This is a genomic window from Streptococcus hyointestinalis (genome assembly GCF_011039275.1).
GTDB classification, from domain to species: Bacteria; Bacillota; Bacilli; order Lactobacillales; family Streptococcaceae; genus Streptococcus; species Streptococcus hyointestinalis_A.
Genome location: NZ_JAAKGB010000001.1, coordinates 1,440,143 through 1,456,252, shown reverse-complemented (window position 1 = coordinate 1,456,252; position 16,110 = coordinate 1,440,143). Strand labels below are relative to the sequence as shown.

General features: G+C 41.6%; 19 protein-coding genes. 17 read left to right on the top strand and 2 right to left on the bottom strand.

The features are described 5' to 3' along the window. Nucleotides 1-75 precede the first annotated feature (75 nt). From G5B60_RS07140 to G5B60_RS07080, 13 genes are all read left to right on the top strand, one after another. A complete protein-coding gene (locus tag G5B60_RS07140) occupies nt 76-378 on the top strand; it encodes an urease subunit gamma (protein ID WP_164683395.1) in 303 nt (100 codons plus the stop codon). 21 nt (nt 379-399) lie between these two features. After that, nucleotides 400-741, top strand: coding sequence for an urease subunit beta (locus G5B60_RS07135; RefSeq protein ID WP_164683394.1), 342 nt, complete (start codon nt 400-402; stop codon nt 739-741). Between the two features lie 15 nt (nt 742-756). Further along, on the top strand, nt 757-2,478 hold the full coding sequence (ureC, locus tag G5B60_RS07130; protein ID WP_164683393.1) for an urease subunit alpha: 1,722 nt from the start codon (nt 757-759) through the stop codon (nt 2,476-2,478). A gap of 216 nt (nt 2,479-2,694) precedes the next feature. Next, nucleotides 2,695-3,144, top strand: coding sequence for an urease accessory protein UreE (locus G5B60_RS07125; protein WP_164683392.1), 450 nt, complete (start codon nt 2,695-2,697; stop codon nt 3,142-3,144). Between the two features lie 9 nt (nt 3,145-3,153). After that, nucleotides 3,154-3,849 carry an urease accessory protein UreF gene (locus G5B60_RS07120; protein ID WP_164683391.1) on the top strand — a complete coding sequence of 232 codons (696 nt, stop codon included), beginning with the start codon at nt 3,154-3,156 and terminating at the stop codon, nt 3,847-3,849. A 13-nt stretch (nt 3,850-3,862) separates the two neighbouring features. Beyond that, nucleotides 3,863-4,474: an urease accessory protein UreG gene (gene ureG / locus G5B60_RS07115; RefSeq protein WP_164683390.1), complete on the top strand. Its 612-nt coding sequence runs from the start codon at nt 3,863-3,865 to the stop codon at nt 4,472-4,474. A gap of 1 nt (nt 4,475) precedes the next feature. Further along, nucleotides 4,476-5,312, top strand: a complete 837-nt coding sequence (locus G5B60_RS07110) for an urease accessory protein UreD (protein ID WP_164683389.1) — start codon at nt 4,476-4,478, stop codon at nt 5,310-5,312. Nucleotides 5,313-5,323: 11 nt separating this feature from the next. Continuing rightward, a complete protein-coding gene (gene crcB, locus G5B60_RS07105; RefSeq protein ID WP_164683388.1) occupies nt 5,324-5,701 on the top strand; it encodes a fluoride efflux transporter CrcB in 378 nt (125 codons plus the stop codon). A gap of 8 nt (nt 5,702-5,709) precedes the next feature. Further along, entirely contained in the window at nt 5,710-6,102 is a 393-nt protein-coding gene (gene crcB, locus G5B60_RS07100; protein WP_164683387.1) for a fluoride efflux transporter CrcB, read from the top strand. Nucleotides 6,103-6,105: 3 nt separating this feature from the next. Beyond that, nucleotides 6,106-6,882, top strand: a complete 777-nt coding sequence (locus G5B60_RS07095) for a class I SAM-dependent methyltransferase (RefSeq protein ID WP_164683386.1) — start codon at nt 6,106-6,108, stop codon at nt 6,880-6,882. 24 nt (nt 6,883-6,906) lie between these two features. Next, a complete protein-coding gene (gene cbiM / locus G5B60_RS07090; RefSeq protein ID WP_164683385.1) occupies nt 6,907-7,893 on the top strand; it encodes a cobalt transporter CbiM in 987 nt (328 codons plus the stop codon). Beyond that, nucleotides 7,890-8,666, top strand: coding sequence for an energy-coupling factor transporter transmembrane component T (locus G5B60_RS07085; RefSeq protein ID WP_164683384.1), 777 nt, complete (start codon nt 7,890-7,892; stop codon nt 8,664-8,666). Before cbiM ends, G5B60_RS07085 begins: the two co-directional genes overlap by 4 nt. A gap of 9 nt (nt 8,667-8,675) precedes the next feature. Further along, nucleotides 8,676-9,326 (top strand): energy-coupling factor ABC transporter ATP-binding protein, encoded by a 651-nt coding sequence (locus G5B60_RS07080; RefSeq protein WP_164683383.1) that lies wholly within the window; start codon nt 8,676-8,678, stop codon nt 9,324-9,326. A gap of 213 nt (nt 9,327-9,539) precedes the next feature. Here G5B60_RS07080 and tnpB read toward each other — a convergent pair whose 3' ends face one another. After that, nucleotides 9,540-10,649 (bottom strand): IS200/IS605 family element RNA-guided endonuclease TnpB, encoded by a 1,110-nt coding sequence (gene tnpB / locus G5B60_RS07075; RefSeq protein WP_164683382.1) that lies wholly within the window; start codon nt 10,647-10,649, stop codon nt 9,540-9,542. Further along, nucleotides 10,646-11,047: an IS200/IS605 family transposase gene (tnpA, locus tag G5B60_RS07070; protein ID WP_164683381.1), complete on the bottom strand. Its 402-nt coding sequence runs from the start codon at nt 11,045-11,047 to the stop codon at nt 10,646-10,648. The genes tnpB and tnpA overlap by 4 nt, the downstream gene beginning before the upstream one ends. Before the next feature lie 264 nt (nt 11,048-11,311). Between tnpA and nikA the strand changes: the two genes are divergently transcribed. Genes nikA through G5B60_RS07050 form a run of 4 tightly spaced genes read left to right on the top strand, consistent with a single transcriptional unit; the run spans nt 11,312 to nt 16,017 of the window. After that, on the top strand, nt 11,312-12,901 hold the full coding sequence (gene nikA, locus G5B60_RS07065) for a nickel ABC transporter substrate-binding protein (RefSeq protein WP_206225090.1): 1,590 nt from the start codon (nt 11,312-11,314) through the stop codon (nt 12,899-12,901). A 25-nt stretch (nt 12,902-12,926) separates the two neighbouring features. Then, nucleotides 12,927-13,856 (top strand): ABC transporter permease, encoded by a 930-nt coding sequence (locus G5B60_RS07060; RefSeq protein WP_164683380.1) that lies wholly within the window; start codon nt 12,927-12,929, stop codon nt 13,854-13,856. Then, nucleotides 13,853-14,656 (top strand): ABC transporter permease, encoded by an 804-nt coding sequence (locus G5B60_RS07055; RefSeq protein WP_164683379.1) that lies wholly within the window; start codon nt 13,853-13,855, stop codon nt 14,654-14,656. The genes G5B60_RS07060 and G5B60_RS07055 overlap by 4 nt, the downstream gene beginning before the upstream one ends. After that, the gene (locus tag G5B60_RS07050) at nt 14,653-16,017 is read left to right on the top strand and encodes an ABC transporter ATP-binding protein (RefSeq protein WP_164683378.1); all 1,365 of its coding nucleotides are present in this window, start codon (nt 14,653-14,655) and stop codon (nt 16,015-16,017) included. Before G5B60_RS07055 ends, G5B60_RS07050 begins: the two co-directional genes overlap by 4 nt. The last annotated feature ends 93 nt before the right edge of the window (nt 16,018-16,110 follow it).

The window sequence follows — 16,110 nt, the reverse complement described above, 5'->3', positions numbered from 1 at the left end:
GAATACATGAGATTATTCTCGTAAAACGATAGTTAATAGTTAATAATATCGTTTGATTACAGAAGGAGTGTACGTATGCAACTTACGGAACGCGAACGCGAAAAAATGTTAATTTCTTTGGCTGGTATGATTGCCAAAGAAAGAAAAAATAATGGTGTGAAATTAAATCATCCAGAAAGTGTTGCCTTGATTACAAGTTATATCTTGGAAGGAGCACGTGCAGGTAAAACTGTTGCCCAATTGATGGATGAAGGTGGTCGTGTCTTGACACGCAGTGACGTTATGGAAGGTGTTTCAGAAATGATTCCAATGATTCAAGTTGAAGCAACCTTCGTTGATGGTACAAAATTGGTTACTGTTCACGACCCAATTCGTTAAGCTAGGAAAGAAGGTAATAATATGATTCCTGGAGAATACAAACTGTCTGATAAGACTGTAACTTATAATGAGGGCTACGACGCCATCTCACTTGAAGTCAAAAACTTAGGTGACCGTGCCGTTCAAGTCGGTTCTCACTATCATTTTTATGAAGCCAACGAAGAAGGTTTGAGTTTTGACCGTGAAAAAGCTTGGGGCAAACGCTTGGATATCGCTGCTGGTACAGCTGTCCGCTTTGAACCAGGTGAAACACACACAGTCAACTTGATTGACTTTGGTGGTAAACGTCGTGTCTTTGGCTTTAACAACCGTGCCAATGGTTATCTAGATAAAGCTAAAAACGAAGCACGTGATCAACGCTAGAAAAGAGGTTCAACCATGAGTTTTGAAATGGCTCGAAAACAATTTGCCTCACTTTATGGACCAACTATTGGAGATAGCGTCCGTCTTGGAGACACAAATCTGTTTGCAGCAATTGAAAAAGACTACACTGTACACGGACAAGAAAGCAAGTTCGGTGGTGGTAAAGTCTTACGTGATGGTATGGGTGTAAACGCAAGTGAAACCCGTGAAAGCAATCCATTGGTAGCTGATACTATCATCTCAGGCGCAACAATTATTGACTACACTGGTATTATCAAAGCAGATATCGGTATTCGCGACGGTAAAATCATTGCCATCGGTAAAGGTGGTAACCCAGATATTATGGATGACATTGATTTTATCGTTGGGGCAAGCACTGAAGCCATTTCTGGTGAAGGCTTGATCGTTACTGCTGGTGGTATTGACCTTCACGTTCACTACATCTCACCAGGTTTGACACATGCCGCTCTTGATAACGGTATTACAACTCTATTTGGTGGTGGTACTGGACCTGCTGATGGTACAAACTCAGCAACAACTAGCCCTGGTAAATTCCACATTCACCGTATGCTAGAAGCTGTTGACCATGCACCAATTAACGTTGGTATCATGGCAAAAGGTGCTGGTTGTCACCCACGTACAATCGAAGAACAAATCGAAGCAGGGGCTGCTGCTGTTAAGACTCACGAAGACTGGGGTGCAACTGCAGCTGGTATTGACAACTCTCTTCGTGCTTGTGATAAATACGACGTTCAATACGCTGTCCACACTGACTCTCTTAACGAAGGTGGTTTCGTTGAAAACACATTGAACGCCTTTGCAGGACGTACTGTCCACACATTCCACACAGAAGGTGCTGGTGGGGGACACGCTCCAGATATTATGATCGTTGCTGGTCAAGATAACATCTCGCCATCATCAACTAACCCAACAAACCCTTACACTCAAAACGTTATTGACGAACTCTTTGATATGACTATGGTTTGTCACAACCTTGATCCAAAAGTACCTGAAGACGTTGCTTTTGCAGAATCACGTGTTCGTAAACAAACTGTTGCCGCTGAAGACGTTCTTCACGATATGGGTGCCCTTAGTGTCATGACTTCTGACGCTATGGCTATGGGTCGTGTTGGTGAAGTGGCTATGCGTTGCTGGCAATTAGCTGATAAGATGAAAGCACAACGTGGACCACTTGAAGGCGATACTGAATTTAACGATAACAACCGTATCAAACGTTATGTCGCTAAATACACTATCAACCCAGCTATCGTAAACGGTATGTCAGACTACATCGGTTCTGTCGAAGTTGGTAAATTTGCTGACCTTGTTATCTGGGAACCAGCTAAATTTGGTACAAAACCAAAAATGGTTCTTAAAGGTGGTATGATCACTTACGGTGTTATGGGTGACGCAAGCTCAAGTCTTCCAACTCCACAACCACGTTTGATGAAAGACCTTTACGGTGCCAAAGGTAAAGCTGTTGGTTCTACAAACATCACATTTGTATCACAATACGCTTACGAACATGGTATCAAAGAAGAACTTGGTCTTGATAAGATTGTGCTTCCTGTACGTAACACACGTAACCTTACAAAACGTGACATGAAGCTCAACGACTACATTCCAAAAACAATCAAAATTGATCCACAATCCTTTGAAGTAACAATCGATGATAAACTCATCACTTGTGATCCAGAAGAAGTTATTTCTTTGGCACAACGTTACTACCTATTCTAATCGCATAATCTAGCGCTGCTAAAAGCCACCTCTACTCTTAGCAAACTGTGTTATCGTTGGAAAATAGAGACGTTTTCCATTTAGCGCTTATAGCAGCGTTAGGCTATCCTTTGAATTTTTATGTTTCATTTTTGACTAGCCTCGTCTAGTTTTTAGAACCCAAGTCAACTGAATAGATTGAAAGACTTGGGTTCTCTTTTTTTAAAGGAGAAGATAATGATTTTAACTGATGTTTTTAACACTGTTGATGAGATTGAAAATCTCTCAGATTTTCACATCGAGACTGCAATGGTGAAAAGTGATGATCTGATGAAGAGTATCTTGCGTGTCACAACGGACCACGGCAATGACTACGGCATTCGTCTATCAGATTCGAGTCAAGTGCTTGAAAATGGTTCAGCCTTTAAATTGTCTGACGGTGAATTGCTTGTTTTGAGTGTTATTCCTGATGAGATGATTGTGATTTCACCAAAAGGCATTGATGAAATGGGAGAGCTTGCTCATATGCTAGGCAACCTCCACAAGCCTGTCCAAATCGCAGACGGCACCATCTCACTTCTTTTTGATAAAGTGGTGGCTGAAACACTGAGAGCTCGTCACATTCCTTATACCGTTGAGAGCATTCAACTAGAACAACCACTTCGCTATGCGGATTTATCATTGTAAGGGGACGCTATGGAGTTTTTAGATTATTTAGATGTCTTTCAAGTATGTGACTCCACCTTTCCTATCGGAAGTTTCAACCATTCATTTGGGATGGAGCACTATTTGTTTGAGCGTCACATTAAAAAAGGGCATGAATTTGCTGTGTGGTTGAAAAACTACTACCAAACACAGTTTCGTGATGGTGAGGGACTCCTCATCAAGCTAACCTATGAAGCCCTTGAAGCAGAAGACTTTGAGTTGTTACTCGAAAATGACCTTATCATGGATGCGTCTACCATCGCTACTGAAACACGCAACGGTACACGCCTTATCGCAAATCAAATGATGAGCCTTTTAGAAGAACTCTATGGCGATACCATTCCTCATCTTTTTGCTTACAAACAAGCTATCAAAGAAGGGCTCGCTTATGGTAATCCCGCTATTGTTTTTGCTATTTTTGCTCATCACAAACAAGTCCCATTGAAGGAAGCCTTTCTCATGTATGGCTACAGTGTTGGCTCAACCTTGGTGCAAAACGCTGTGCGTGCTGTCCCTCTAGGGCAAAAAGAAGGTCAAGTCATCCTTAATCGCTTGATTGACCAACTTGGTGAACTCTACAAAGAAGTTGTCGACTTAGACCGTTACTATCTCGGTGCAAACTCAGTCGGACTTGAGCTCGCTCAAATCAAACACGAGACTCAAGAAGCCCGTTTATTCATGTCATAAAGGAGGAAATCTAATGAAACGAGCAGTTAGAATTGGTGTTGGGGGTCCTGTTGGATCAGGTAAAACAATGTTGATCGAACGCCTCACACGTCACATGGCAAAAGATTACAATCTTGCTGTTATCACAAACGATATTTACACAAAAGAAGACGCTGAATTTATGTTGAAAAATTCAGTGCTTGATGAAGATCGTATCATCGGTGTTGAAACAGGTGGTTGCCCACACACAGCTATCCGTGAAGACGCTTCTATGAACCTTGCCGCTATTGAGGATCTTGAAAATCGCTTCAATGACCTTGACTTGATTTTCCTAGAAAGTGGTGGTGACAACCTCGCTGCAACCTTTAGTCCAGAGCTTGTTGACTTTTCAATCTACATCATCGACGTTGCTGAAGGGGAAAAAATCCCACGTAAAGCTGGTCAAGGGATGATTAAGTCTGACCTATTTATCATCAATAAAATCGACCTTGCTCCATATGTCGGTGCAGACCTTGATCGTATGAAATCTGACTCTGAAAAATTCCGTGCAGATGGTACTTTCTTATTTACCAACCTAAAAGAAGATAAAGGTCTAGATGAAGTCATCAACTGGATCAAGAAAAATTGCTTATTAGAGGACTTATAAGATGAAAAAACGTGACGGTTATATTGATATGCGCTTTGCTTATCGTGATGGTCGTACGGTAGCTGAGCGTATCTATCGTGAGGGCAATTCACGTGTTTCTGCGTCCATCAAAGACACAGGAGTTGTTCCTGTTTACTTCTTTATCGCAACTGGTGGTGGTTATGTTGAGGGAGAAGATTATCTCCAAACGATAACACTTGCTGAACATAGCCATGCTGTTATCACCAGTCAAACACCAAACTATGTCTACAAATGCCAACGTCATATTGAGACCACACAAGAAACCATCATCAAGGTGGGAAAAGATGCGACTCTTGAGTATTACCTAGATGAGGTTGTCCCTTATGAAACAGCTCACTACATGCAAGATACCAAAATCGAGCTGGAAGAAGGGGCTAGTCTCATCCTAACAGATGGTATCACAGGTGGTTGGTCACAAGCAGGCGACCCATTCAAATACCACAAAGTCGGACTCAAAACAAGTATCAAAAAAGCAGGAAAATGGCTGCTCAACGACTTTTTGGTCTGTGAACCAGAAGATGACTTGATGGCAGAGCTTGGTTATTTTGAAGGACGTACCAACTTTAACTCTGTTGTTATCATTGATGATAAGCTAACAGATGAGATGGTAAAAACCATGCAAGACATGCTTGATAGCCTGACTACAACATGTAAATATGGCTTGACCAAAATCAACGGTGGTGTGGTGCTGCGTGTACTAGGTGACACTTATCATGATAATCGTCACTTGGTCTGGGCATTTATCAACTTTTACCGTGAAGCCTTTAAGCACTTTGACCCTATCAACCTGCGTAAACTGGATATGAAAGTGAAATAGCAGGTGGCATTATGGGAATCTTAGAATTTTGCTTAGCAGGTGTAGGTGCCTTTTTTGGCGGTTGTCTAAGAGCACTCTTGTCTGATGTCTTTAACAAAAAAGACGACGCATACCCTTATGGGACCTTTCTAGCCAATATCATCGGATCCTTTCTCGTGGGTTTTTTCCTTGGTATGGTGAGTCATAAAGGTTTGTCACAAACGTCTAATGTCCTCTTGATAACAGGCTTTTGTGGAGGATTGACGACGTTTTCAACCTTTAGCTCAGAAGTGTATCAATTCTTTGTTGAGCGTAAAGACTCCAAAGCATGGACTTACTGGATAGGCAGCTGTATCTTGTGTATCCTCTGTGTCTTTATCGGCATTGGTGTTCAGGCTTGGTTTAAGTGAGGTGTCCCATGAAAACAGGAATTAAATATTTATTGATTGGTTGTGGTGCGGCACTTGGTGCAGCTATCAGATGGCTTTGTGAGGTCTATATCGGAAAAGCAGTGTCCGATCCTTTTGCCATCCTGTGCGTCAATGTGGTCGGCTGCTACATCATCGCCTTGGTGAGTGCGCTTGCCACCAAACAACGTATCTCCCAAGAATGGAACAAATTTTTAACGACAGGTTTTTGTGGCGGTCTAACAACCTTCTCATCTTTTGCCTCAGGTATGTATGATTTGATAACTGGTGGGCACACATTTATTGCGCTCTGCTATATCTTTTTCAATTTGGTGCTAGGACTTTGTGCAGTTGCTCTTGGTTTTTACACCATTTTAGGAAAAGGGACAAAACAAGAAAGGTAGACTATGACAACTCCACTCTCAAAAGTCAATACCGCTTATTGGACAAAACGCTCGGAAAGCTACGGTAAGCAACATTTTGCGGAATTGACCGATTTAAACGCCAGCAAATGGGACAGCTATTTGACCAAAGTCTTTAAAAAAGCAAATGGTACGCTAACAAAAGCCGTCGACATCGGTACAGGTCCAGGATTTTTAGCGATTTTACTGGCTAAAAAGGGCTTGGAAGTCGACGCTGTCGATATGAACCCAGCTATGCTAAGAAAAGCAAGAGAAAATGCCGAAAAACTCGGCGCAAATATCACAACAAAACAAATGAATGCTCTTGATTTGGACTATGAGGACGATAGTTTAGATCTCGTTGTGAGCAGAAATCTCACATGGAACTTAGAAGACCCTGAGGCAGCCTACAAAGAATGGCTACGTGTCCTTCGCCCAGGTGGACTTCTCATCAATTTTGATGCTAATTGGTACAATTACTTGTACGACAAAGAAGCTAAAGAAGCTTATCGCAACGACCGTAAAAGAGTCGCTAACGAAGGAGCTTACGACTTTTACATTCACACAGATGTCTCCCGTATGGAGGAGATTGCAAAGCACTTACCACTCAGTGCCAAACAACGTCCACATTGGGACTTTACCATCCTAAAAGAACTCCTCCCGCACTCTAGTCATCTCACAGTTACTAAAAATATCAATCATTCTGTGCTGACAAAAGACCAACAACTCAACTTTAACGCAACACCGATTTTTTCAATTATTGTACGAAAAGGCATGGAATGAGCAAGCCACGCAAAAGGAGAAAAAATGCATATTCCAGAGAATTATTTAAGCCCACAGACCTGTGCGGTTATGGGAGCTATCATGCTTCCTATATGGTATAAGGCTGTAAAAGAGGTTGAAGTTAAAGTCAAAGAAGCTAAAGAAGCCGTCCCTATGATGGGAATGATGACCTCTCTTTCCTTTTTGATGATGATGTTTAATCTACCTGCACCGGGCGGGACAACGGCTCACGCTGTCGGTGCAGTCTTGATTGCCATTTTGATGGGACCGTGGACAGCGACACTGTCTGTCAGTATCGCTCTTGCCATCCAAGCTTTCTTGTTTGGGGATGGCGGTATCTTAGCCTTTGGTGCTAACTGCTTTACTATGGCGTTTGTCATGCCATTTACAGGCTATGCGGTCTATCGTTTGTTGAGCCGATTCCACTATAAAAAGCTGGGTGCTTTTCTAGGTGGTTATGTCGGTATCAACTTGGCGGCTTTGACAGTTGCTATTTTACTTGGTATCCAGCCTATTCTTTTCCAAGATAGCAATGGCAATCCTCTCTACAATCCTTATCCACTCAGTGTCACTATCCCAGCTATGATGCTAACGCACCTGCTCATTGGACTTGTTGAAGGTGCCTTTACAGTAGGTGTTGTGAGCTTTGTCGAAAAAAGCCAAGACAAGTCTGCAGCAGCTAGCTCGGGTGGCAAAAAGAAAACTCTGACATGGTTGCTCGCTCTTATTGCATTTCTCATCCTTTGTGTGCCGCTTGGACTCTTAGCCTCAGGAACTGCCTTTGCCGAATGGGACGTGACGGAAATTGTCGAAAATCTCTCCCACTACCACCTAAAAGCCGTCTCTCCAAAAGGCATGCTCTCAGGCTTTAACTTTAATGCTATCATGCCAGACTACACCATCCAAGGGCTCCCTGACCCAATTGCCTATATCCTCTGTGCCGCTAGTGCAGTTGTCGTCCTTTTCCTCCTCTTTAAAGTTTTATTTGGAATGAGGAAAAGTAGTAAATGAATATGCCCGAATGGCTAGAATTAACAGCCCAAGGCACAGAGCAAAAAACAGGTGGCAGAGAACATTTCCTCATCCGAAATCGCTCGGCGCTAGAAGCTGTTATCAATAGCTTTTCAAGTGAGCGTTTTGAGCTTCGTTTTCTGTCCCTACATCCAACGACACTTTTACTGTCAACTCTCTTGTTGATTATCAGCATTAGTCTCTCGCAAAAAATGCTCTACTTTTGGGTTCTTGCTTTAGTATTTGGTAGTTTTCTGATCTTTATGCCCAGTGATAAGCTGCGCAAGATATTGAAAAAAACGCTTCTGCTATCCGTTTTACCACTCCTTGTCTATCTTCCAGCGCTGTTTTTAGGAAGAGGGACGCTGCTATTTATCGTGAGAATTCCTTTGATTTTACTGGTGGTATCACTCTATGCAGAACTCTCCAGTCTACCAGACTTTATCCAAGCATTAAAGCAATTACATTTTCCAGATGTTTTATTGGTACAGCTCGACATTACGCTCAAATACATTTTCACCTTTAGCCAAATATTGGTGGACATGCTAAAAGCTATCGAGGTGCGCTCAAATGCTAATGCCTTCTCCTTCAAACTAGGCACTAGTATCTGGGGGATTTTGTACCTAAAAGCGAGACGATACGGCACTGACCTGCAAAAAGCGATGGAAGCCCGTGGATTTGTCGGTCACTACTATGCTAGTCGCAAGAAGTTGGCGCTAAAAGATTATCTCTTTTTACTCGGAACACTCGCTGTTCTAATCATCAGTCTGTGAGGTGATTTTATGTACCAACTGGACAATATATCCTGTGCTTATGATGAGCGTCTTATATTTGAAAACGTCAACCTGACTATTAAAAAGGGAGACTATGTGGTTGTTCTCGGAGAGAACGGTCAAGGAAAATCGACTTTCTTAGACCTTTTGATGGGCTTTAAAGCAGCAGAAAGTGGCAAACTCCTCTTTGAAGGGGATGAGCTCAAACAAATCCTCAAACATCGAAAAAGCAAGCAAGCTTATTATCAAGGTCTTGGGATTTTGTTTCAAGATGTTGATATTCAGCTCTTTAATCAGACCGTCTATGACGAAATTGCCTTTAGCCTTTATCAGGCAAATCGAAGTGAAGAAGAGATTAAAGAGCGTGTGCTTGACTTGGCGGATGTCTTTGGCATTCATGACTTGCTGGGGCGCATTCCCTACCAACTCTCTGGTGGTGAAAAAAAGAAAGTCGCCAAAGAAGCCACCGAACAACTAAAAGCCATTTTACGTCATCTAAACAGCATTGGAAAAACCATCATTTTATCCACCCACCATTATCACTACCTGGCTGATGAAAATACAAAAGTCTGTCTAGTTAAAGATGGCAAGATTACTCTCTATAACAAAGACACGACGACAAAAGACCAAGACCTCAAAGACCTTTTCAATCAATTTTAATCCATTATTAGAAAGTCTAAAAGCGTGAGGACAAGACATTTTATTTGGGAATCATTGCCGAGGGGGCAAGTGAACCACCCCTACCTACGCATACGCTAAGAGGTAGGGGCTTCTTGGGTAGAGTGCAGACTTATTGATTAGCTGACTAACCAACAGAGGTTACACTATTTTACCAAGCTATCCCCGTAGTTCCTACGGTTCATTTGTTTTGGACTAGGCTAATCTCAATCCTTCATTTAGGATATTGATACTAGCGTTGATGTCTCTATCATGATGAGAACCACAATTCTCGCAAGTCCAATTTCGGATATTGAGTGGTTTCTTTCCAGAGTTGTGACCGCAATCTGAACATAGTTGAGATGATGGATACCAACGACTGATTTTTGATACTTGTTTCTCGTACCATTCAGCCTTATATTCCAACATTCTCACAAATTCAGACCATGAGACATCGCCAATAGATTTCGCTAACTTGTGATTAGTCATCAGGTTTTTACTCGATAAGTCCTCAATACAGATAATATCGTGGTTCTTGATAATCTCCATACTGAGCTTATTGAGAAAGTCCTTACGCTTATTGGCAATCTTTTCATGGATTTTAGCAACCTTGATACGTTGCTTTTGGTAATTAGCACTCTCAGAGAAGTTCTTTCCTGCCTTTTTAGCAACCAAGGAACGACGAGATAGGATTTTCTGTTCCTTAGCTAACTTCTTAGACAGGTTCTTCAGAAACCGCTCATTACCGATTTTCTCACCAGTGGATAGAATGGCGAAGTTTTCAATACCTAGGTCGATACCAACAGAAGTACCTGTCTTTGGAAGGGGCTGGACATCGCTTTCACAGAGAATAGAAATGTAATACTTTCCAGTTTCTGTCATGGAGATAGTTGCACTTTTGATTGTACCAATCATTTGACGATGTTGTTCCAATCTAACCCAACCAATCTTAGGGAGCTTGACTTTACCGTCAGAAACAGCTATTGTACCATTTTGGTTATTTGTTCGATAAGACTGACGGTGGCGTTTTGACTTGAATTTAGGAAAGCCAAATCCAGAGTTGAAGAATGATTTATAGGCTTTTTGCAAGTTGAGCTGAACATTGGCAAGTGCCAAACTGTCAACCTCTTTCAGCCAAGGGAACTCTTTCTTATACTGAGCTGGTGTGTTTTTGAGCGTTTTACCAGTCTCCTCGTAATACTTGATTTTATCTGCAAGCATTATATTCCAGATAGCACGAGATGAACCGAATGTTTTCGCAAACATGATACGCTGGTCAAGGTTGGGATATAAGCGAAATTTATAGGATTTCTGTCTAATAGTCATTTTTTCTGTCCTTGATTTTCAATATACTGCTTAACGACATCAATTGGAGCTCCCCCACTTGATAAGAGGCAGAATGATTGTGACCAGAACATCTCTTTCCACAACCGTTGACGAATAACTGGGAACTCCTTTTTGAGTAATCGGCTACTCGCAGATTTGTATGCATTGATGAATTTACTTATTTCTGTTTTAGGTTGCCCTTTGAAGAGAATATGAACATGGTCTTTATCATGATTCCACTCAACTAATTCGATTTTATAACTAGGGGCGATATACTCAAATATTTCCTTAGCACGTTCAGAAATCTCATCAGTGAATACTTGTCTACGATACTTCACGACTAGAATAAGGTGGTAATGAAGAAGAAAGACTGAATGTGCATTTGTATCTAATTTCATTGATATTATTATTCTTTCAGTTTAGCAACTGATTATAGAATAGCACAACTAAAAAGACAAGTCAAACTTGTCTAATACTTTCTATTTGTCGGTCACGCACAGGGCTTCTAGCCCTGCACTAGACCGAAGCACTTACATCCCACCACCTAAGAGGTGGGGGAATTACGTGCTGTTAGTTAACCTTTGCAAGAAACAATAAAGTAGCCATCAAGACCTCAAAGAAACATAATCATTAAACTTAATTATTTAGAAAAGGATAAAAACGTGAAGAAAAAACAGTTTATCTGGGTATTATTACTGCCTTTAACCATTGCACTACTAGCTGCTTGCTCTAAAACGCAAGATACAAAAACAAAAACGACGCTAAACTATGGCTCTACAAAAGACGTCGGCGACCTCAATCCTCACCTCTATAATGGTGAAATGGCAGCACAAAACATGATCTATGAACGCTTAGTCACTAGTGACGGCACCAAAATCAAACCAAATCTCGCTAGCAGCTGGGAAATCAGTGAAGACGGTAAAACCTATACTTTTCACATTCGTAAAAATGTCAAATTCTCAAACGGTGATGTCCTAACAGCAGAAGACGTCAAAGAAAACTTTGATGCCATCTTAGCCAATAAAGAACGTCATGGCTGGATGGGACTCATCGAAGAGATTGATAGCTGTGAAGCTGTTGACACGAATACCTTTAAATTGGTCTTGAAACACGCTTATTACCCAACCCTTATCGAGCTTAGTGTCGTCCGTCCGTTTGGTATCGCTTCGCCAAAGACCTTTAAAGATGGCGGGACAAAGGACGGTGTTAATGGCTACATCGGAACAGGTCCTTATGTCCTCAAAAGCTACAAGAAAAATAAACAAGCTGTCTTTACTACCAATAAATACTACTGGGGCACGAAACCAAAACTGAAGACCGTTAAATGGCAAGTTATCCCATCATTCCAAAGCTTGCAATTAGCCCTTCAAAAAGGCAGTATCGACCTCATCTACGGAAGTGACGGCGACCAGCTCACATCAGACACCATCAAAACTCTCGAGAAAAACAATAAATTCAAGGTTTACTTCAGTAAACCAAACGCTTCACGCTCTGTTGTGCTCAATGCCAACCATAGTTTTCTAAAAGACATCAAAGTCCGTGAAGCCGTCTCTTATGCTATCAATAAAAAAGAAATCGTCTCTGGTGTCTTAGACAATCAAGAAACAGTCGCCAAAACACTTCTTCCAAGCACTGCTCCATATATGAAAGACCTTGATTTAAAAACGATTTCTTACAACAAGAAAAAAGCCCAAAAAGTCTTGGAAGAAGCAGGCTACACCCTCAATAAAACAACTGGCTACCGTGAAAAAGACGGTCAAGAACTTAGTTTGACCTTCTCATGTAATGCGCAAAATGCTCAAGAAGAAAGCATTGCCCAAGTTATCCAAAGTAACCTAAAAGCAGTAGGTATCAAAGTCAATATCATCTCTGATGACAAACAATCCTACCTCAGTCGCCAAAAAGATGGTGATTTTGATATGCAATACTCTCTTTCTTGGGGAGCTCCATATGACCCACAAACCTTCCTAAGCTCATGGCGTGTCGCAGCCCATGCGGACTACCAAGCACAGCTCGGTCTCTCTAAAAAAGCATGGCTGGATGACAAGATTCAAGAAGCGATCTCATCAACAGATGAAACGACACGCCAAGACGCTTACCGTGAAATTATGACCTATATCTCAGATGAGTACGTTTACGTACCAATCTCTTACTCACGTACAAAAGCTGTTGCGACAAGCAGCTTAGGAGGTATTTATTTCCCAACCTCTCAATACGAAATCCCATTTGCGCACATGTATTTTAAAAAATAAAACACACTAATAGAACGGTTTTTTCATGACATTTAGAGTTTTAATAAAGACGTTGCTGAAGATAATCATTACTTGGTTTATCATTGTCAGCTTATCCTTTTTCCTCTTTTTAGCCTTTAACCCCGATCTTGCTGCAAGCTCCTTACACGCTAATCGTGTCACAGTGACTGCAGCCGCTATAAAAGCCGAAAAAGAACGCCTGGGGCTAGATAAGCCCATTTTAAACCAGTATGGTGATTGGCTATTACATCTCTTTCGTGGTGATTTAGGCACTAGCTATACGCAAAAAGAACCTGTGACACAACTCATCTTAGAAGCTCTCCCCAATACGCTTTTATTGATGATTATCACCGTTATCTTGATGAGTCTTATCATCTACATCTATGCACGGGTTCTGATTGGTTTCAAAGAACACTGGCTTGAAAAATGCATGCGTGTTGTGTGCTTGATTTTCTCGAGCTTTCCTGCCTTTTGGCTGGGGCTCATCCTGCTTAGTGTCTTTGCAGCTAATCTTGGCTGGTTTCCCATCTCCTCTATTGATATAACCCCGCTGAGTCTGGTGCTTCCGGTATTGACCATGACGTCTATTTATATCGGCTCTTACGTCAGACTAGTGAGACAAGAAATTCTGGACAATCAAAAACGTTCTTATATGAGTTACTACCGCTACAATGGCTTTCAGGAAAACTATTACCATCGTTTTCTCCTAAAAAATTCATTGACATCAACCTTTTCTTCATTGAGTATTAGTTTGCCTAAGCTTTTAGCAGGTAGTGTGATTGTTGAGACACTCTTTAACTTTTCAGGTATGGGTTCCTTGTGTATCACAGCCATCACCGAGCGTGATTTTCCACTCATAGAAGGCTATATTTGCATTATGACGATTCTCTTTTTAATCCTTAATTCCATTTGCCAAGCTTATCATCATCACTTTAATGCGAGGGAAAACCTATGACAACCAAGAAAAAAGACATTATCCTTATTATCAGTATTTGCGTTCTTGTCCTTTTTATACTCCTAGCGATTTTAGCACCAGTCATCACCCATTTTGACCCTAACAGTATCCATCTCTCAGAAAAACTCCAATTACCAAACCTTATTCATATCTTGGGAACCGATGAGCTGGGGCGTGACATTTTTTCCAGAATTCTCTACGGGGCAAGAACCACTCTCTTACTTGGTGTCCTATTAACATTGATTATCCTCTTATTGGGAGCAATATTAGGCTTTTTAGCAGCATTTTACAAGGGCTTTATAGAGACGATTGTAACAGGTATTTGTACGCTATTTTTAGCACTGCCTAGTGAAATGCTGACGCTGATGATTATTGCTCTCATTGGTCCCAATTTTGTGGGTCTAGTCTTTGCTATTGTCCTCGCCAAATTGCCTTGGTATGTGCAGATGATTAAGGCAGACACAGAGCAGATTTTAGAGCGTGACTATGTGGCGTTTTCCCACATCGTCAAACGCTCACGTCTGTGGATACTGCTCCATCATGTCCTACCCAACATCGCTAATCACTTAATCGTCTATGCGACGATTGATATGAGTGCGCTTATTATTAGCATTGCTTCGCTATCGTTTTTGGGGCTTGGTGTTCAAGCACCGACTGCCGAATGGGGACGCATGCTAAGCGACGCTGGTGAGTCTGCTGTGTCTTATCCTTGGCAGATGATTCCAGCAGGTCTAGCTATCTTTCTTGTCAGTGTGACCCTTAACTACATCGGAGATAGTATCAGAAAGGACAGAAAATGAAATTAGTCATTAAAGACCTTGCTATTGCAAGTAGCCAAAAGACCATTGTCAGTATTAAGCATATCGAGTATGAGCTAGAGAGCTTAGCGCTTCTTGGTAAAAGCGGTGGTGGCAAGACCACCCTTATCAAGACCTTGCTTGGCGATTACTCAGATAGCTTGACCTACCAAGGAAGTATTAAGCTAGTAGATGACGACAAGGTCTTACAACTTGGTAAGGACATCCGAGTGATTCCCCAACTCCCACAAAATGCACTAGACCCCCACCGTAAAGTATTAGCACAGGTAAAAGACATCATCAAGCAACAAGAATGCTCTGATGTTGACGCTGCTATTAGTGAGTTATTAGACCTTAGCCAATTAAATCAAAATGACCTTTCAAAATATCCCTATCAACTCTCTGGCGGACAATTGCAGCGCTTAGTCTACAGCTTAGCCCTTTTAAACACACCAAAGGTGATTATCGCTGATGAGCCGACAAGTGCGATTGACAGTCAAGGGGTCCGCTATTTTATCAAACTCGCTAAAGCAGCACTTAACCGTGGGACCAAATTGATTTTTAGTAGCCATGACCTCACGCTTTTAGAAAATCTCAGCACCGATGTTCTCGTCCTCGAAAACGGGACTGCCCACTTGATAGCAACAGCTTATATGAGCAAGCAATCAACAGGATTTTTAGCCCAACTCCAAGAAGCCAAAAAAACATGGCAACAATTAACCTTTCATAATAGCCAAAACAGTTCTGACGTTCTTTTAGCGTTTCAGGATGTCTCCAAAATTTATACAAACAAAATCTCTCTCTTTAAAACTGGGCAAAAAGATATTTTTCACAAGCTGAATTGGACAGTCAAAAAAGGACAAGTCCAGTCTATCCGTGGCAAAAATGGTGCTGGAAAAACCACTCTTATTCGTATGGCGCTAGGACTAGAGGAAGTCACTAGTGGTGAGATTATCACAAATGGCACACCAAGTATCGTCTTTCAAAATACCAGCACCGCACTAGACCCCTCCTTTACTGTTGAGCAGGTCTTGCGAGAGGTTATTGGTGCTAGACATTTTGAGGACTTACTGGTGACTCTGACTGCGGTGGGTCTCACTGCTGAACATCTCCCCCGAACAGTCACCACCCTTAGTGGGGGCGAGCAGCAGAGACTTGCCATTGCCAGAAGTCTCATCCAACAAGCAGACCTCATCTTTTTTGACGAACCCTTTAGTATCCTAGACCTTATCCATAAAGTAGCTATTTTCAAACTCCTCGTCCAACTCCAAAAAGCAAGAAACCTCACTTATGTCTTTATTACGCATGATGATAGCATGGACGACAAAGTCGATAGTATCTTGAATCTCGATACCATCAACTAGAAAACCTCTCCCGTTGGGAGAGGTTTTTGTGACTTCTGTATCTTATTTCTAAAAAATATGCTAAACTAGTTTTATAGTAGCACAAACGTTGCA